Below are 16,895 nucleotides of genomic sequence, written 5' to 3' on the forward strand. Positions count from 1 at the left end.
AACCTCCCGATCATGGGAGGTTTGCTGCTTTGTTTATTTCATTACTTTTCGAACCAGCTTCACTTTATTGCCATAAGGAGGATACACGATTCCGAGGTCGATCCGTGTGCCTCGCTTGACGATGCTTTTACGATGGGAGAAGACCTCAAAGCTATACTTGCCGTGATAACCCCCGATTCCAGAGTTTCCTACTCCACCAAACGGAAGATAAGTGCTCGCCACATGTGAGATCGTATCATTGATACACCCTCCCCCGAATGAGACCCGGGACAGCACCTCTTGTTCTACACTCTTATCCTCCGTAAATAGGTATAGTGCCAGTGGCTTTGGATGTTCATTAATGCTCTGAATGGCCTCATCCAATTGATGATATTCCAATATTGGGAGGATCGGACCGAAGATCTCATCTTCCATAGCAGCATCCGTCCAAGTGGCAGGATAGATTAAAGTAGGCTCAATATAACGTTCTTCTGGCACGATGGTGCCGCCCATAATCACCTTGCTCTGATCACGCGCAATGAGGTCGGCAAGTCTTTGCAGCTGGCGATCATTCACGATCCGGCCGTAATCTGTATTAGGCTGTGCATCCTGACCGTAGAACTCAGTGATGTGATGTTTGATTTTGGTGATCAATTCTTTGGCAATATCCTTGTGGACCCATAGATAATCCGGTGCGATACAGGTTTGGCCCGCGTTCAGCAGCTTGCCCCAGACAATCCGTTTCGCTGCAACATCAAGATTAGCGGTCTTATCAACAATAACCGGACTTTTCCCGCCAAGCTCCAAGGTTACAGGCACTAAATTTTTCGCTGCCGCTTCCATTACGATTTTGCCGACAGGCACACTGCCCGTAAAGAAAATATAATCAAACTTGGCGTGGATCAGCAAATTAGTGGTCTCTTTTTCCCCTTGAATTACGCGGATATACTGCGGCTCGAAGGTCTCCTGAATAAGCTGCTCAACCACGGACGAGATGGCAGGTGTGCTCTCAGATGGCTTGAGGACAGCGCAGTTACCAGCGGCAATGGCGCCGATCAGGGGCTCAATTAGCAACTGAAATGGATAATTAAACGGGCCAATAATGAGCGTTGTGCCGTAAGGCTCACTTAAAATATAACTTTTTGCAGGAAATAAGTGCAGCGGCGATCGAACCTTTTTAGGCTTCGCCCAACGCTTAAGATGTTTCATCATGTAGCCGATACTGTCCAGCGTAAAGCCGATTTCTGTGGCATAGGCTTCGAACTCACCTTTTCCTAAATCCTGTTGTAGTGCGGTGATGATACGTCCTTCGTATTGTTTAATAATATTCTTAAGCTTGAGCAGCTGCTGGAGACGAAAAGAAACCTCTTTAGTTACGCCGCTATTAAAAAAATCCTTATGCTCTTCAAGCATTCCTTGAATGCTGTCAGCTGTATAGGTTGTCATTAATCTTTCCTCCATCCTTGTAAGAAGTTAAAGCATACTACTCTATGGGAGTCGGTAAAAAGCGAACGGTTCGCCATAACGGAAGGAATCACTGGCTTTATCCAGCTTGGCCGAAGTTTCTTCATTAAGTACAAGCGAGGTACTAAGCAAATTTTGTTCCAGCTGTTCCACACGTGTAGCCCCGACAATAACCGTCGAGACGGCAGGCCGATTCATAAGCCAAGCTAAGGAGAGCGCAGTAGATGAGGTTTCCATTTCCTCAGCAATTTGGCTCACTTGGCTTCCGAGCTTGATCCGGTCAGCATCAAGGAATCTTTTGAAATTAGGATCGGTATCTGCTCTGGACCCCGATGGGGCTGAGTCGCTTGTATTATATTTGCCAGTGAGAATCCCGCCAGCTAGCGGAAAGTATGGAATGATCCCTACACCTTGATCCAGGCAGAGCGAAAGAAGCTCATTCTCCGGTGTCCGGTCTGCTAAGGAGTAGCTGCACTGAATTGAAATGTACTTGGTGAAGTTGCGTGCTTCACTAATCCCAATCGCCTTCATTAATTGCCATGCTGTATAGTTGGAGGCCCCGATATAGCGGACTTTCCCCGAGGATACCATATCGTCCAAGGTTCGTAAGGTTTCTTCAAGCGGCGTATAGGGATCAAAGGTATGAATCTGGTATAGATCGATATAGTCCGTCTTAAGACGGCGAAGGCTATCTTCAAGCTCCTGCAGCAAATGGCGACGGGAGGAGCCGCTACCGTTAGGACCCTCATTTTTGACTAAACCTGCTTTAGTTGCGAGAACAGCCTCATGTCTCCTACCTTCCAAGGCCAGACCGATGATTCGCTCGGATTCTGAGCCAGCGTAAATATTAGCAGTGTCTATGAAATTAATTCCCTGATCAAGCGCAGCATGTACAATCTGAATGGAGGTCTCTTGATCCGCACGTTTGCCGAAAGCGTTCGTTCCCAGTCCTAATGCGGATACCTGTAATCCGCTATTTCCTAGTCTTTTAAAGTTCATCCTCAGCACTCCTTATCATCTATTAATTAATCCATTTTATTTTTGAGTGAAAAGATCCAGCGCTGTCTCAATGAAGAGCTTTACAGCAATTGAAGTGTCGGCAAGCGAGCTGACCGCAATTTGGATATCTCTATAAGCATCCGGCTGCAGCTCACGGGTAACCACATTTGGAGGCAGAGATAACAAGGACAGTTCAGACATCACGCCGATCGCCAGTCCCTCCTGAACCATATTAAGAGCTGTTGCAAAGTTATTAACCACATATTTCACATTCAGATGGCTATTACTTCTGCGGAATAGCTCTACAACGGGCGGTTCATATCCTGCTTTGCAAATCAACATGGGCTCGTTCGCTAATTCCTGCACACATACAATGGATCGCTTTTGCAGGGGATGGTCATCTCTAAAAACGGCAAACAATTTCTCTCTATATAATGGAATGGTTTCGAATTCTGCACTGGGAGCGAGCAATAAGCCAACATCAATTTCTTTTGAATCCAGCCATTCTCTGACTTCAGCGATAGAACCCTCCTGTAAGCTAATTGTAATATTTGGATATCTTTTAGTGATAGAGCTAATAATCTTCGGTAGAAAATGAGCCGCTGCCACAGGGAAAGCTCCAATGCGGATACTTCCTTTTTCAAGACCTCTCTCCGCGTAAATCTCCTGATTGACCTTATCAAAGCCCATTAGAATTTCACGGAAAATAACAAGAATACGTTTGCCGATATCCGTAAGCATCAGGCCATTACGCCGGTCTCGAAGCAAGAGCTTCACGTCTAATTCGGCTTCGAGGGACGAGATCGCCCGGCTGACCGCAGGCTGTGTCATATTCAGTTCTACACCAGCTTTAGTAAAGCTGCCGCTTTCGGCGATTTTGACGAATAAACGAATTTGAGTATTGTTCATAACAAATATGATATGCCCCTTATGATTATTATTCATTTCATTTATGCTCTTGTTTATTGTATCATTTGTGATGAATCTACACCAAGGAAGTGAACAAATGAATCAGCAGAAGAAAAGTATGATCCTTCTTATTTTTTTGGTGATTGTATGGGGCATTAATTGGCCTATATCCAAAATCGCCTTAGACTATGCTCCACCTCTATTATTTGCAGGTATTCGAACCGTCGTAGGCGGTATTATTCTGATTCTAATTGCACTGCCCAAGGTGAAGGAGCTTCGCTTCAAGCAGCTCTGGCCGATCTATCTGATCTCGGCGGTACTTAGTATTGTGTTCTATTATGGATTTCAGACAATTGGCTTGCAGTATGTTCCGGCGGGATTGTTCTCATCGATTGTATTTTTGCAGCCTGTATTGTTAGGTATTTTTTCTTGGCTGTGGTTAGGTGAGAGCATGTACGGGCTTAAAATGGCTGGTTTGCTGCTTGGCTTTCTCGGGGTAGCCTCTCTTAGTATCGGCGGAATTAATGGGAGTATCTCCATATGGGGAATTGTGTTGGCTTTAGCCAGTGCCTTAAGCTGGGCATTAGGAACAATATATATGAAACGGAATGCTGTACGTGTGGATATGCTGTGGATGACGGCTATGCAAATCACGATCGGTGGCATCATTCTGCTACTTTCGGGATCAGCTACGGAGAAATGGTCGGATATCACCTGGAGTGGAACCTTTATTGTGGATACCTTGTTTATCGCAATCTTTGTTATTGCTCTGGGCTGGCTAATTTATTTCAAGCTGATTAACGAAGGAGAAGCAGGAAAAGTAGGTTCATTCACCTTCTTGATCCCCCTGATCTCGATAGCAACCAGCGTAGTTTTTTTGAAAGAGCAGATTACCATAAACCTTGTGATCGGATTATTGCTGATTGTCAGCAGTATTGTACTGGTAAATGTGAAGATAGGGCGTGCTGCCAAACAATCAGTCAGTTAAATTTGTTGGATGGTTGTAGTAACCAATCGTGCTAAAGGGCATTATGTCTAATAGGGATTGAACATAAAAAAAGGACACTCCCAAGCTTAGAGCTTCTGGGAGAGTCCTTTTTTAATTAAGCGTATAGCGCGTGTGATTTCAGCTGTTGAAGGCCGAGCTGCAACTACGTAAGTAGCAGAACTAGCGCGTTCCACTTCTTCGAGTACCCGGTTTAAGTGACTGAAGAGCGCTCCTAGATCACGAACTGATGACAGTGAGCACCGTCCTTGCAGTTCAGAGAAGCTGGCCGCCTGCAAGTCGCGGGCACGATGCAGACAATCTGTAAGTGAACGTTGGCATTCAGCCTTGGATAAGGTCTTGGTACCATAAACAGCTATACAATCGGCTGTTGCCTCCAGCACTTCCAGCATCCAGTCAGAATTGGCATGATGTGCTGGCAGCAAGCAAATATCGTCGGCAATTTCTTTAACATAGGAATGAATGGTCTTTAGATGTGCTGTGGCTTGTATAAGTCCCTTTAGATCACCACGACACTGATAGTGAGCAATGGTATAGAACATTTCCTTCTGTTGTTGATTGCTGGCAGACAGCAGTTTACCTGCTTGCTCCAGCATATTATTATCCTTTGATGAATCTCTTCTTATGCCTACGAGACCTTTTAAAGCATCCGAAAGTAGAAGGCTTCCATCGAGTGCCAATGCTTTTACCTTGACGAACCTGTTCGGTGGAACGATAATCATATTGATGATCAAGGCAATGAGCACACCAATAAAGGTTTCGGCGACTCTCCACAGCACGTAATCATTGTGATAAAAGGTAAGGGCCAGAACCGAGGTCACCCCCACCTGCGAAACCGCTTGGATATTCATCCGACAGGCTGTGGCAATTCCAATCCCGATGAGCAGAATTAGCAGAATGGAAAATGCACCTACATCGAAGAATTGGCCTACAATCAGGCTGACGATTCCGCCGATAATAATGCCGATCAGGCGGTAGATTCCTTTTTCAAGTGAAGCCTTCACACTGGCTTGAGTAATTAGAATGGCTGCAAGCGGTGCAAAGTATAAATATTGGTCACCATATAAACTGTGTACGGCTACCCAGGATAGTGATGCGGCAAGCGTAATTCGTATCATGTAAAGCGAGAATCCATATTTTTCAAGGCGGTCTAGTAACCCCTCGTTCATTATCATTCATCTTCTTTCGCAAAAATAAGAAAACCACACTGGCTTTTCAGTTCGTTTTCATTATAGCACCTCAAAAAGGGCAGGGAAGACTGGACTTTTTACAAACTTGTTAAGTTTATGCTTAGCATTTAACAATGTAAGCTATCGCATATAATGGTACAATCTAATATGCTATATCTATTGGAGCGTCGAAGGAGAGGGAAAATTGTCGCTTATTAGCGCTGAGCATACTCATTTCGATTGTTCTCCGCAAGATGCGGGTAAAATAGTATTGTATTACTAAGGTAAGGGAGGTTGTTAGCTATAGCTATTCAGGAAGGTACCATCATTTCATTTGAAGAAGTTACTAAGCAATATGACGACGAAGATCCGGTGTTAAAAGGAGTCAGCTTTGAGATAGAGCGCGGCAAATTCTATACACTACTTGGTCCATCTGGCTGTGGCAAAACGACTATTCTTCGATTGATCGCCGGGTTCGCTGAGCCAACGAGCGGTTCTATTTATTTAAATGGAAAAGTAATTAACCACATTCCCGCCAATGAGCGGCAGGTCAATACGGTATTTCAGGATTACGCATTGTTTCCACACCTGAACGTATTCGAGAATGTGGCTTTCGGACTGCGTATTAAGAAGCTTAAGAAGGACGTTATCACGAAGAAGGTGCAGGAAGCGCTAAGCTTCGTTAACCTTGTGGGTTATGAGCAGCGTGCGATTAACGAAATGTCCGGCGGTCAGCGCCAGCGGGTTGCCATTGCCCGGGCGATTGTGAATGAGCCACAGGTTCTACTGCTGGACGAGCCTCTATCGGCGCTAGATCTCAAGCTGCGCACTGAGATGCAGTACATACTGCGGGAAATGCAGCAGCGGTTAGGCATTACCTTTATTTTTGTAACGCATGACCAGGAAGAGGCACTCGCGATGTCCGACTGGATTTTTGTCATGAATAAAGGAAAAATCGAGCAAAGCGGCACCCCTAACGATATTTATGATGAGCCGATTAACCGTTTTGTGGCGGATTTTATTGGCGAATCGAACATTGTGCCGGGAGTTATGATCGAGGATTATCTGGTGGAGTTTAACGGCCGCCGCTTCGAATGTTTCGATGCCGGGCTTAAACCGAATGAATCCGTAGAGATTGTTATTCGTCCTGAGGATTTGGAAATTTCTACGCTGGAACAGGGTAAACTACGTGTGCGGGTTGATTCCCAGCTATTCCGGGGCGTGCATTATGAAATCAGCTGTTATGATGAATCCGGGCATGAATGGCTTGTGCATTCTACACGTAAGGCGACTGTAGGCAGTGAAATTGGCCTTTATTTTGATCCGGAAGCGATTCATGTTATGCGTTTCGGTGAAACGGAGGAAGAATTCGACAGACGTCTGGAAGCTTATGGCGAGGTGGAGAGTCATGAAGAATAAGGGCAAATCGTACTATCTCATCCCTTATTACCTCTGGATCGCATTGTTTGTAATTGCACCGGTAGTGCTTGTCATCTATTATTCGTTATTTGATTTGGATGGCCATATTACTCTGGATAATTACGTCAGTTTCTTCACCCCTGTATATTTAAAAATGACGCTGACCTCGTTCTGGTACGCGTTTCTGATTACAGCATTCTCTTTGCTGGTTGCCTATCCGGCGGCTTATCTGCTGACGAGAACCAAACATAAGCAACTGTGGTTATTGCTGATTATTTTGCCGACATGGATTAATTTGCTGCTAAAAACCTACGCTTTTATAGGGATATTCGGGACATTTGGTCCGATTAATAATTTCTTTGATCTGCTTGGAATCGGAGAACAGCAAATTTTGTTTACGGGCTTCAGTTTTGTATTTGTATCTGTCTATATTTTTATTCCGTTTATGATCCTGCCGATATACAGCGCTTTGGAGGATTTGAATTTATCCTTGCTGGATGCGGCACGTGATTTAGGGGCTTCGGGCTGGACCACGTTTAGACGTGTTATTTTTCCGCTGACCATTTCGGGAGTACGCTCAGGCTGTATGGCAGTGTTCATACCTGCGCTGTCCCTGTTTATGATCACCCGTCTGATTGCAGGCAACAGGGTCATTACGCTGGGCACCGCAATCGAGCAGCATTTCCTGGTCACTCAGGACTGGGGCATGGGTTCTACAGTTGCGGTGTTTCTGATTGCCATTATGGCGCTGTTTATGATTATCACAGGCGGATCGCGGAAAGGGGCGCGGAATGAGAAATAAAAATGGATTCTCTAACCTCTACCTAGTTCTGGTGTTCATTGTTCTGTATGCTCCTATCTTCTATTTAATGTACTATTCGTTCAACAGTGGGGGGACGATGCATAAGTTCGAGGGCTTCACGCTGGATTACTACCGTGAGGTGGTCCAAGATAAGCGCCTGATCATCATCGTAATCAATACGCTTGTGATCGCGCTGCTATCCTCGGCTATTGCGACCCTTATCGCTATTATTGGTGCGCTGGCCATTAAAAGTGTGCAGAATCGCCGCGCCAAGAACACCTTGCTGTCTCTGAATAACGTGCTGATCGTCAGTCCAGATGTCATTATTGGTGCTTCGTTCCTTATCCTGTTCACCATTGCTGGCATCAAGCTGGGTTTCGCATCTGTTCTGCTCTCACACGTTGCATTCAGTGTGCCGATTGCCGTATTGATGATTTTGCCGCATCTACAGGAAATGAGCCCTACATTAACGGATGCAGCCCGTGATCTTGGGGCAAGCCGTAAGGATGTGCTGACTAAAGTAATTTTGCCGATTATTAAACCAGGGATATTCAGCGGATTTTTTATGGCGCTTACGTATTCACTGGATGACTTTGCGGTTACGTTCTTCGTAACAGGCAACGGTTATTCGACGTTATCGGTTGAGATATACTCTAGAGCCCGGCAAGGGGTGTCGCTATCGATTAATGCGCTGTCGACGCTGATCTTCCTGTTCACCATTCTGCTCGTGGTGGGTTATTACTTCCTGACCCTTAAGAAAAATCGCCATAACACAGCAGAAGCTGTGGCGGAGCCTGTTGCAGAAGCGGGGGTGCCTAGATGAAACAGCTGATAAATGCTTTTCTGGCGATCCTTATCACGGCATTTGCGCTCATGTACTTGGGCTCTTGGATGAATTCGAGAGAGGGATATTCGGGTGGAAACACACTGACTATCTATAACTGGGGCGACTATGTTGATCCCGATCTATTGAAGGAATTTGAAAAAGAGACCGGCTTAACAGTCATTTATCAAACCTTCGATTCCAATGAAGCTATGTTGACCAAGGTTGAGCAGGGCGGAACTACCTTTGATGTTGTAATCCCTTCGGATTATGCCATTGCCAAGATGAAAGAAGAAGATCTGCTCATCCCGCTGGATCATAGCAAGATTTCGAATCTAAAGAATATTGATTCACGCTTTATGGACCTTTCGTTTGATCCGGGTAACAAATATTCTGTGCCTTATTTCTGGGGGACCGTCGGGATTATTTTCAATCCGGAAATGACTAAAGGCATGGACTTCACCAGCTGGGATTCTCTCTGGGACAGCAGACTGCATAATAACATCTTCCTGGTGGACGGAGCCCGTGAAGTGATGGGCATGGCTTTGAACAGCCTGCATTATTCCGTTAATGACAAGGAAGAGGCACATCTGCAAGAAGCACTGACTAAGCTCAACAAGTTGTCTCCTAACGTTAAGGCGATTGTCGGTGATGAGATCAAGATGCTGCTGGCAAATGAAGAAGCTGCGGTTGGGATTGTCTGGTCCGGCGATGCTTCCGAGATCATGGACGAGAATGATAAGCTGGATTATGTAGTGCCGGAAGAAGGCTCGAACAAGTGGTTTGATAACATGGTCATCCCTCGGACAGCGAAAAATGTGGATGGAGCGCATCAGTTCATCAACTTCATGCTCCGCCCAGACGTTGCTGCTAAGAATGCAGAATATGTAGGTTATTCCACGCCTAACATTCCTGCGCTGGAGCTGCTTCCTGAGGAAACTTCTGAGGATACCCGGTTCTATCCACCTGCTGAAATTACGGACCGGCTTGAAGTATACGATAACCTTGGCAAACGGATGCTTGCTCATTATAATGAGCTGTTCCTAATGTTTAAGATGAATAAGAAGTAAGCTGACTAAAGCTAAAGCGAAACGACATTAAGAGCGTCTATACGGGTAACCGTGTTAGACGCTCTTTTTCGGGTTGATCATCGTGTAGTCTCAAGACAACAGACAGTTTAGCCGAAAGTATAATATAGTATAATAGTAAGAATGGACAACAGGAAAAGAGGAAACGAATGCCTACTATACTGGTTGCTGACGACGATGCGAACATTCGCGAACTTGTCTGTTTATTTCTCCGCAACGACGGATTCGAAACAGTTGAAGCTGTGGATGGCAAGGAAGCGCTCGCCGTATATGCTGGAACACATGTCGATCTTGTCGTGCTGGATATTATGATGCCAAATATGGATGGTTGGATGCTTTGTAAGGAGCTCCGCAGAGCTAATCCTGATCTTCCATTACTTATATTGACTGCCAGAGGCGAAACCTGGGAGAAAGTGAAGGGCTTCGAATTAGGCACGGACGATTATTTAACTAAACCTTTCGATCCGTTAGAGCTGACGGTTCGTGTTAGGTCATTGCTGAAACGATATCGGATTGGCTCCACGCAGATGATCCAAATTGGCAATGTCATCCTTGATCGGCAGACCTATAAGGTGATGAAAGGTACGGAGTCATTTCCCTTACCCCTTAAGGAGTTCGAGTTGCTGTACAAGCTTGCTGGAACCCCTGGACAAGTCTATACGCGCGAGCAGTTGATCGATCAAATTTGGGGAATTGATTATGCTGGAGATGATCGGACGATTGACGTGCATATCAAACGCCTGCGTGAACGGTTTGCGACTACCCCTGATTTTCGTATTGAGACGGTGCGTGGACTTGGCTACAGGCTTGAGGTGCATGAATGATCAGATCTATATATACACGCGTTGTCCTGACCTTCCTAGCCTCCGTAATCGGGGGCACAATCATTGCTTTGTTTGTTGCAACTTGGGTATTCGAAGATAAACTGAACGAGAACACGCGAATTCCCTTATTGCATTTTGGGCAGGATATTGTCAGGGTTTACGAGACCTTCCCATTTCGTGAAGCCAACTCTTTCGTAAGTGGAATGAAGCAGCTTGATTCCTACCACATCCGAATTTTCGATGAAGCGGGTAAATTCCAATCTTACGGAACGCTTAATGGGCACAAGCCGGTCCCTGTAACTATGGAAGAAATAAAAAAAGTTCTCGCAGGAGAAGTATATCAACCTCATAACAGGAATATTTCTGCGCTTCTCCTAGGCTTACAACTGAGAACGGAAGACGGCACCAAAGCGATGTTTGTGGAGACGCTTAATCCCCCTTCCGTCACTGCCAGAAGGAACTTGGTATTAAATTTCTTGCTCTATTCATTGATAGCTGGAAGCCTCTTGATTCTGGTAGCTGCAATGTTCTTAGTCAGACCGATTAAGAAGCTAACCAAAGCGACCAGAAGAATAGCAGCTGGTGATTTTAACGTCGAGCTGAATATTAAGCAAACCGGTGAGCTAGGTACCTTGGCTCGCAGCTTTGAAGAAATGATGCACGATCTGCAGCAGCTTGAGCAAATGCGTAAGGAGTTTGTATCCAATGTGTCGCATGAGGTCCAGTCTCCGCTCACCTCAATATCTGGGTATGCGATTGCGCTCAAGCGAGTAGATCTTGCAGAACAAGAGCGAAATCGTTATCTGGATATTATTATCGCTGAAGCAGAACGGATGTCTAAAATGAGTGACAGCCTGCTGAAGCTGAGTTTATTAGAATCGCAGTCCCAGCAGCTACGGCTAACTACATTCAATCTGGACGAACAGATAAGAAGAGTAATCGTAGCGATTCAGCCGCAATGGTCAGCTCGTAACATCAGCTTCGACCTTGATCTGAAGCCTATTATCCTACTGGCTGATTATGACCTGTTAAGTCAGGTATGGACCAATCTCCTTGGCAACAGCATCAAGTTTTCTAAGGATAACAGTGTAATTAACGTCAGCCTCAAACAAGATATCAACAACGTGACCGTTCGGGTAACAGACACTGGCATCGGGATTTCACTTGAGGATCAGCAACGTATATTTGAACGGTTCTTTAAGGCTGATCGGTCCCACAGCCGTAAATATGGTGGCAGCGGGATGGGACTTGCCATTGTTAAACAGATCGTAACGCTTCATAAAGGGGATATCCGCGTGGAAAGCGAACCCGGCCAAGGAACGACCGTCGTTGTCACCCTCCCAATTATAGCGCCGACAGAGTAATTAGCTTCCAGGCGGTGCCTTGCGAGGGCTTGAATGCACCCGCATTCTTCATAAAACATAAAGTGCGTAACCTGTTGCTGAAAGTATTAGGAGCAATAGTGATCGTGGAGAACCTCAGGGTTCATGGAAGAAGTTAAATAAAAAAGAAGAAAACGCTCCGAACTCCTCATATGAGGGGGCGGGGCGTTTTTGGTTGCGATCGAAGATTATTTGATGCCGATTCTCATTCGGTAGCTGATTAGAACCTCTAATGTTCTGCCTTTAAAATGCTGTTCAACTGCGGCGGTGTAATCGGCGATGTCTTGCTCAAGCAAGGTAGCGTCTAGTTTCATTACGGTTTGCACTCCCCCTTGACTTAGGGTTAAACCAATATATCGCTGGGCATCGCAGGACTCTAGGTTGTGGAATACGATTTCTCTGGCAAAAGAGAAGGCCCCACTAGCTTTGATCCGTGACAAATGACCTTCTTTGTCCCATTTATGTGCTCTCTCCTCATTAGGTAAAAGCGAAGCCAGCAATTCTTCTGTTTTGGAGATCAGCTGGTTGTATCGTTCTTCTACATTTTGCTGAAGAGATAAAGGCCAATCGCAATCGTAGGCGGCAAAGACTCCGCCTTTTTTTAAGACCCGGGAGATTTCTTGCAGTGTACTTTCAGGATCCATCCAGTGGAATGATTGCGAGCAGGTAACTATGTCTACACTATCTGATGCAAGCGGAAGCTGGTTAGAGTAGCCTTGCACAAAAGTAATTGATTGGGGTTCTTCTAATCTGCTAAGTTTATCGATTGCTTTTCCCAACATATCTGGATTGGGTTCGATACCGATTACGCGTTCTGCGACATCGTTCCAGAGAAAAGTAGACAAACCCGTACCGCAGCCTATATCTGCGACGAGTGAAGGGGTGGTACCTAGGTAATCTGTTAGCAATTTGATAATCATCTCAGGGGCTTCGGGACGGTAGCGGTCATATTCATTTTGAAAGCCCAGAAAGCGGTCGATGTTTTGTTTGCTGTTTTTTTCAGGTATCATGTGATCCTCCCTCATAGATCATGTTTATAGGTCTATTGTATAATCACTGGTTCGATAAGCCAAATAATGTCTGGCTGGAAGGCTACGTAGAATAAATAAAATCCCCGGAGAACACCTTATAGGTGTAGCCGGGGATTGTTAAACTATCTGGTAAATGCTAACGAAGCAGTGCTGGATCGATTGCAGGCACAAGTCCTTCTGCCGCAGCACGATTAAGCAGGGCAGAGATTGCGGCATAGCCGTCATCACCCAGATTCATCGAGAAGTCATTCACGTAGAGATCGATGTGGGATTTAGCCACTTCAGGAGCCAACTCTTGAGCATGGCTAAGCACATAGTCTCTGGAATCCGTTGGATGATCCCACGCATACTGAAGAGAGCTGCGAATCCAGCTGGTGATAGCATCGGCATCTAAATCACGGCGGGCAATGATAGCGCCGAGAGGAATGGGCAGTCCGGTATCGCTTTCCCACCAGCTGCCTAGATCAGTCAGCATATTAAGACCATAAGAGGCGTAAGTGAAGCGGGCTTCGTGAATTACCAGCCCTGCATCGATATGGCCATCCCGTACGGCAGGCATAATCTCATCGAAAGGCATTACGACTATTTCGCCGATGCCTCCAGTTACATTTTGTGCTGCCCATAATCGGAAAAGCAAATAAGCCGTAGAGCGTTCGCTAGGTACAGCAATCCGGCGTCCGGCTAGCTTTTCTGGGCGTTTGACCGCATGGGGTCCACTTGCTGTAAGCAGCAGCGGGCCGCAGCCGCGTCCTAAAGCACCGCCGCATGGCAGCAGTTTGTACCGCTCCAGAACCCAAGGCAGAGCAGCGTAGGAGATTTTGAGGACTTCTGGTCCTTCTCCGTCAGCAGCCAGCGTATTGGTAATATCAATGTCGGCATAGGTTACATTCAGCTTAGGTGCATTTGGGACAAGCCCGTGCGCCCAGGCATGAAATACAAAGGTATCGTTAGGGCAAGGGGAAAAAGCGATATTAAGCTCAGTTGTCATTACAGCACCTCCAGTAATATAGCGGCTGCCGCCGTTAATGCTTCCATTGCATCACCGATCTTCCAAGCGGCCCGGTCGCGGGGACCGACCGGGTTCGAGATGGCGCGGAGCTCCAGTACCGGGAGCCCCAGCGCCTGAGCGGCCACGGCAACTCCGTGGCCTTCCATCGCTTCCGCGACGGCATGGGGATGCCGCGCGAGATGGGCGGCGGCCGTCTCCGCGGTGCCGGTCGCCGTCGAGACCGTAAGCACGGTGCCCGTGCTTACGGGTAACCCGGCCGCAGCCAGCGCGGCCGAAACCGCTTGCACCGTGCCGCGGTCAGCCGGCACGGACACGCTGCCGAAGCCGAGCTCGGCAGCGCTGCGGAAGCCCTCCGGCGTCTCGGCCCCGAGGTCGGCGGCAATCATCTCGCTGGCTACAACCAGCGAGCCTAAAGGCGCCAGCCTCGGGAATCCGCCGCCGATCCCGACGCTCAATACGCAGCCGTAAGAACCGGCTGCGAGTGCCGCGGCGGTTCCCGCCGCCGCCGCTGCCGGCCCTGCGCCAGCAGCGATAACATGGAACCTGTCGCTGCCTTGCAGGCCGCGCAGGACCGCGTCACGCTCCGCGTCTACGGCTGTCACGATCAGCACGCGTCGTGCACCAGCCTGCCCCTCCATAGCTTCTTCGGTAGGGGTTGGATTGAACGAACTCATCAGGTCGCCTCCTTTAGGGTATTGAAATCGCTTACTAAAGAGTCATTCGTAAAGACAAGAATACGCCCTTTTATAGGTCAGGTCAAACTTGGGGTGATTTTTATCACTCCCTGTAAAGTGTCAAAAGAAAACTTACCGGTCTCTAGACGGAAGTGACTTTTTAAGCGATGAGGTTGACAAGAAGGATGGGAAGTCGTATAGTTATCTTAACTTAAAGATATTTAACGTAAAGACAAATAAATGGATTGAATACAAGTTTGATTGAAGTGGAGGTGGAATTGATGAGTGATAAACAAATAAATCTGCGTAATACAGAGAGTGCACCTGACGAAGAACAAGCCGCCTCACTGAAATTGTTCGTAGTCTTATCTAAGGCTTATAAAAGCCTAATGGATCATGCGGTGAAGGATATGAAGAGTTATGGCTTGGCTTCGGCTGAATTCATGGTGCTTGAGGTACTTTACCATAGAACGCGGATTCCGCTGCAACAGATTGGGGAGAAAATTCTCGTTACGAGCGGAAGCATTACCTATAATATCGACAAGTTGGAGAAAAAGGGACTGCTGAAACGTGTACCCTGTAGCGAGGATCGCCGCGTTACTTATGCGGAGATTACGGATGCAGGCCGTGAACTGTTTGATGAGATTTTCCCTCGTCATGTAGCCTCAATTCATGATTTGATGGGTGGATTAGATAAGGAAGAGAAAGTCCAGGCTATCGAATTAATGAAAAAGCTTGGCAAAGGTGTATAGGCGCTGCGAACATGACGAATAACTAGGCGCTTCTATAAGGTTGGAAGTAGTTCGGCTCCATCCTCATTCTCCCAACTCCAGTAAGTATAAGTGAAACCCTGCTTTTTTGGGTATATCACTAATAAGATATTTAAATTAACGAAGCCAGGTAGCCATGTACTTAAGATTACCTGATATTTCGACTGGGGGCTTGGCCATGAAATGGCAGGGAAGAAGAGGGAGTTCGAACGTGGAGGACCGCAGAGGCATGAGCGGCGGCGGCAAGATGATTGGTGGCGGGATCGGAGGAATTATCCTTGTCCTGGTCATCACGTTACTCAGTGGAGGCAATGCCGGGGATATCCTGGGAAGTTTGACTTCCACAGGCTCCAGTTCAACGGCCCCTTATGAACAGACCGCAGAGGAGCAAGAGCTTGCGGAGTTTGTATCGGTAGTTCTTGCCGACACAGAGGAGGTTTGGGGTGAGATTTTTCAGCAGCAGGGAATGACCTATACGGACCCCACCTTAGTGCTATACAGTGGGAGTGTAGACTCTGCTTGCGGAACAGCCACCTCGGCAGTTGGTCCCTTCTACTGTCCGGGTGACGCCAAACTGTATATTGATCTGAGCTTTTATGATGAGTTGCAGCAACGCTTCCACGCGCCGGGCGACTTCGCCATGGCTTATGTCATTGCCCATGAGGTTGGACATCATGTACAGACATTACTAGGCACCTCGAAACAGCTCGATTCCCTTCGCCAGACGTTGAGTGAGAAGGAGTACAACAGATATCAGGTTCGTTTTGAGCTGCAGGCTGATTATTTCGCCGGTGTCTGGGCCAATCATGCTCAGGGTATGAATCTGCTGGAGGAAGGCGACTTAGAGGAAGCTCTGGCAGCTGCAAGCGCCGTCGGCGATGATACGATTCAGAAGCAAGCTCAGGGCTATGCAGTGCCGGATAGTTTCACTCACGGTACCTCAGAGCAGAGAAAGCGCTGGTTCTACAAAGGTTTTAACTCGGGTACGATTAAGGGCGGCGATACGTTTAACGCCTCCGAGTTGTAGATAGAAGAGGGAAGAGGAGAGCAGCCCATAGGTTATTCCGGTTCGCCGGGCGCTCTTTTTTACCCAATATCTTAACATTAAGATAATTAAATCAAAGGAATAGGGGAAGGTAAAAATGATAAGTGTAGGACTGTTATTAATGAGATTGGTGATTGGGCTTGCTTTTATAGGACATGGCGCACAAAAGCTATTTGGATGGTTCGGAGGATACGGTCCGAAGGGTACGGGAGGCTGGATGGAGTCCATCGGAATCAAACCGGGTGTGACTATGGCGATTTTAGCAGGGATTATGGAACTGGTGGGCGGATTTATGTTCGCGGCAGGACTGTTAACGCCTGTTGCAGCGGTGTTAATCGCTGCCACGATGCTGGGGGCAATCGTTAAGGTTCATGCTCCAAATGGTTTCTGGTCCACTTCGAACGGAATTGAGTTTCCACTCACGGTTTTGGTATTTGCGGTAGGTGTGGCGCTTACGGGACCAGGTTCGATTTCTCTAGATGCATTGTTTTTTAACTAAGAA

17 protein-coding genes are annotated in these 16,895 nt (G+C 46.9%); 10 read left to right on the forward strand and 7 right to left on the reverse strand.

Annotation, left to right across the window (positions count from 1 at the left end; all coding sequences use genetic code 11):
- Positions 1–33 precede the first annotated feature (33 nt).
- From MKY63_RS11790 to MKY63_RS11800, 3 genes are read right to left on the reverse strand one after another with little or no spacing between them, the layout of a single operon-like run.
- Entirely contained in the window at positions 34–1,425 is a 1,392-nt protein-coding gene (locus MKY63_RS11790) for an aldehyde dehydrogenase (RefSeq protein ID WP_248548941.1), read from the reverse strand.
- 42 nt (positions 1,426–1,467) lie between these two features.
- Positions 1,468–2,442 (reverse strand): aldo/keto reductase, encoded by a 975-nt coding sequence (locus MKY63_RS11795; RefSeq protein WP_339812943.1) that lies wholly within the window; start codon positions 2,440–2,442, stop codon positions 1,468–1,470.
- A gap of 36 nt (positions 2,443–2,478) precedes the next feature.
- Positions 2,479–3,387: a LysR family transcriptional regulator gene (locus MKY63_RS11800; protein ID WP_305953540.1), complete on the reverse strand. Its 909-nt coding sequence runs from the start codon at positions 3,385–3,387 to the stop codon at positions 2,479–2,481.
- 61 nt (positions 3,388–3,448) lie between these two features.
- Here MKY63_RS11800 and MKY63_RS11805 point away from each other — a divergent pair, with 61 nt between their 5' ends.
- Positions 3,449–4,339, forward strand: a complete 891-nt coding sequence (locus MKY63_RS11805) for a DMT family transporter (RefSeq protein ID WP_036682097.1) — start codon at positions 3,449–3,451, stop codon at positions 4,337–4,339.
- Positions 4,340–4,425: 86 nt separating this feature from the next.
- Here MKY63_RS11805 and MKY63_RS11810 read toward each other — a convergent pair whose 3' ends face one another.
- The gene (locus MKY63_RS11810; RefSeq protein WP_052097383.1) at positions 4,426–5,526 is read right to left on the reverse strand and encodes an FUSC family protein; all 1,101 of its coding nucleotides are present in this window, start codon (positions 5,524–5,526) and stop codon (positions 4,426–4,428) included.
- A gap of 309 nt (positions 5,527–5,835) precedes the next feature.
- On the opposite strand from MKY63_RS11810, the gene MKY63_RS11815 reads away from it, so the two are divergent.
- The 6 genes from MKY63_RS11815 (at position 5,836) to MKY63_RS11840 (ending at position 11,846) form a co-directional block, all read left to right on the forward strand.
- On the forward strand, positions 5,836–6,945 hold the full coding sequence (locus tag MKY63_RS11815) for an ABC transporter ATP-binding protein (RefSeq protein ID WP_036682445.1): 1,110 nt from the start codon (positions 5,836–5,838) through the stop codon (positions 6,943–6,945).
- Positions 6,935–7,747: an ABC transporter permease gene (locus MKY63_RS11820; protein WP_036682096.1), complete on the forward strand. Its 813-nt coding sequence runs from the start codon at positions 6,935–6,937 to the stop codon at positions 7,745–7,747. Before MKY63_RS11815 ends, MKY63_RS11820 begins: the two co-directional genes overlap by 11 nt.
- Positions 7,737–8,570, forward strand: coding sequence for an ABC transporter permease (locus MKY63_RS11825; RefSeq protein WP_036682094.1), 834 nt, complete (start codon positions 7,737–7,739; stop codon positions 8,568–8,570). The genes MKY63_RS11820 and MKY63_RS11825 overlap by 11 nt, the downstream gene beginning before the upstream one ends.
- Entirely contained in the window at positions 8,567–9,640 is a 1,074-nt protein-coding gene (locus tag MKY63_RS11830; RefSeq protein ID WP_038573734.1) for an ABC transporter substrate-binding protein, read from the forward strand. Before MKY63_RS11825 ends, MKY63_RS11830 begins: the two co-directional genes overlap by 4 nt.
- Before the next feature lie 167 nt (positions 9,641–9,807).
- Positions 9,808–10,482, forward strand: a complete 675-nt coding sequence (locus tag MKY63_RS11835; RefSeq protein WP_038573732.1) for a response regulator transcription factor — start codon at positions 9,808–9,810, stop codon at positions 10,480–10,482.
- Entirely contained in the window at positions 10,479–11,846 is a 1,368-nt protein-coding gene (locus tag MKY63_RS11840; protein ID WP_339812949.1) for a HAMP domain-containing sensor histidine kinase, read from the forward strand. The genes MKY63_RS11835 and MKY63_RS11840 overlap by 4 nt, the downstream gene beginning before the upstream one ends.
- 206 nt (positions 11,847–12,052) lie before the next feature.
- Here MKY63_RS11840 and MKY63_RS11845 read toward each other — a convergent pair whose 3' ends face one another.
- The 3 genes from MKY63_RS11845 to MKY63_RS11855 form a co-directional block, all read right to left on the reverse strand.
- Positions 12,053–12,874, reverse strand: coding sequence for a class I SAM-dependent methyltransferase (locus tag MKY63_RS11845; RefSeq protein WP_076181960.1), 822 nt, complete (start codon positions 12,872–12,874; stop codon positions 12,053–12,055).
- A 157-nt stretch (positions 12,875–13,031) separates the two neighbouring features.
- Positions 13,032–13,883, reverse strand: coding sequence for a 1,4-dihydroxy-6-naphthoate synthase (locus MKY63_RS11850; RefSeq protein WP_339812953.1), 852 nt, complete (start codon positions 13,881–13,883; stop codon positions 13,032–13,034).
- Positions 13,883–14,578: a futalosine hydrolase gene (locus tag MKY63_RS11855; protein WP_339812956.1), complete on the reverse strand. Its 696-nt coding sequence runs from the start codon at positions 14,576–14,578 to the stop codon at positions 13,883–13,885. The genes MKY63_RS11850 and MKY63_RS11855 overlap by 1 nt, the downstream gene beginning before the upstream one ends.
- 281 nt (positions 14,579–14,859) lie before the next feature.
- Here MKY63_RS11855 and MKY63_RS11860 point away from each other — a divergent pair, with 281 nt between their 5' ends.
- The 3 genes from MKY63_RS11860 (at position 14,860) to MKY63_RS11870 (ending at position 16,892) form a co-directional block, all read left to right on the forward strand.
- Positions 14,860–15,330, forward strand: a complete 471-nt coding sequence (locus MKY63_RS11860) for a MarR family transcriptional regulator (RefSeq protein WP_076124049.1) — start codon at positions 14,860–14,862, stop codon at positions 15,328–15,330.
- Between the two features lie 196 nt (positions 15,331–15,526).
- Positions 15,527–16,375: a neutral zinc metallopeptidase gene (locus tag MKY63_RS11865; protein WP_076124048.1), complete on the forward strand. Its 849-nt coding sequence runs from the start codon at positions 15,527–15,529 to the stop codon at positions 16,373–16,375.
- Between the two features lie 115 nt (positions 16,376–16,490).
- On the forward strand, positions 16,491–16,892 hold the full coding sequence (locus MKY63_RS11870; protein WP_036682076.1) for a DoxX family protein: 402 nt from the start codon (positions 16,491–16,493) through the stop codon (positions 16,890–16,892).
- Positions 16,893–16,895 lie beyond the last annotated feature (3 nt).

It is taken from the genome of Paenibacillus sp. FSL R7-0189 (assembly GCF_037969925.1).
GTDB classification, from domain to species: Bacteria; Bacillota; Bacilli; order Paenibacillales; family Paenibacillaceae; genus Paenibacillus_AQ; species Paenibacillus_AQ odorifer.

What these genes read in the sequence shown, in the direction of transcription:
- MKY63_RS11825 (WP_036682094.1), top strand. Translation starts at nt 7,737, where the DNA reads ATGAGAAATAAAAATGGATTCTCTAACCTCTACCTAGTTCTGGTGTTC.
- MKY63_RS11820 (WP_036682096.1), top strand. Translation starts at nt 6,935, where the DNA reads ATGAAGAATAAGGGCAAATCGTACTATCTCATCCCTTATTACCTCTGG.
- MKY63_RS11810 (WP_052097383.1), bottom strand. Translation starts at nt 5,526, where the DNA reads ATGAACGAGGGGTTACTAGACCGCCTTGAAAAATATGGATTCTCGCTT.
- MKY63_RS11845 (WP_076181960.1), bottom strand. Translation starts at nt 12,874, where the DNA reads ATGATACCTGAAAAAAACAGCAAACAAAACATCGACCGCTTTCTGGGC.
- MKY63_RS11800 (WP_305953540.1), bottom strand. Translation starts at nt 3,387, where the DNA reads ATGAATAATAATCATAAGGGGCATATCATATTTGTTATGAACAATACT.
- MKY63_RS11850 (WP_339812953.1), bottom strand. Translation starts at nt 13,883, where the DNA reads ATGACAACTGAGCTTAATATCGCTTTTTCCCCTTGCCCTAACGATACC.
- MKY63_RS11865 (WP_076124048.1), top strand. Translation starts at nt 15,527, where the DNA reads ATGAAATGGCAGGGAAGAAGAGGGAGTTCGAACGTGGAGGACCGCAGA.
- MKY63_RS11795 (WP_339812943.1), bottom strand. Translation starts at nt 2,442, where the DNA reads ATGAACTTTAAAAGACTAGGAAATAGCGGATTACAGGTATCCGCATTA.
- MKY63_RS11870 (WP_036682076.1), top strand. Translation starts at nt 16,491, where the DNA reads ATGATAAGTGTAGGACTGTTATTAATGAGATTGGTGATTGGGCTTGCT.
- MKY63_RS11830 (WP_038573734.1), top strand. Translation starts at nt 8,567, where the DNA reads ATGAAACAGCTGATAAATGCTTTTCTGGCGATCCTTATCACGGCATTT.
- MKY63_RS11840 (WP_339812949.1), top strand. Translation starts at nt 10,479, where the DNA reads ATGATCAGATCTATATATACACGCGTTGTCCTGACCTTCCTAGCCTCC.
- MKY63_RS11790 (WP_248548941.1), bottom strand. Translation starts at nt 1,425, where the DNA reads ATGACAACCTATACAGCTGACAGCATTCAAGGAATGCTTGAAGAGCAT.
- MKY63_RS11805 (WP_036682097.1), top strand. Translation starts at nt 3,449, where the DNA reads ATGAATCAGCAGAAGAAAAGTATGATCCTTCTTATTTTTTTGGTGATT.
- MKY63_RS11835 (WP_038573732.1), top strand. Translation starts at nt 9,808, where the DNA reads ATGCCTACTATACTGGTTGCTGACGACGATGCGAACATTCGCGAACTT.
- MKY63_RS11855 (WP_339812956.1), bottom strand. Translation starts at nt 14,578, where the DNA reads ATGAGTTCGTTCAATCCAACCCCTACCGAAGAAGCTATGGAGGGGCAG.
- MKY63_RS11860 (WP_076124049.1), top strand. Translation starts at nt 14,860, where the DNA reads ATGAGTGATAAACAAATAAATCTGCGTAATACAGAGAGTGCACCTGAC.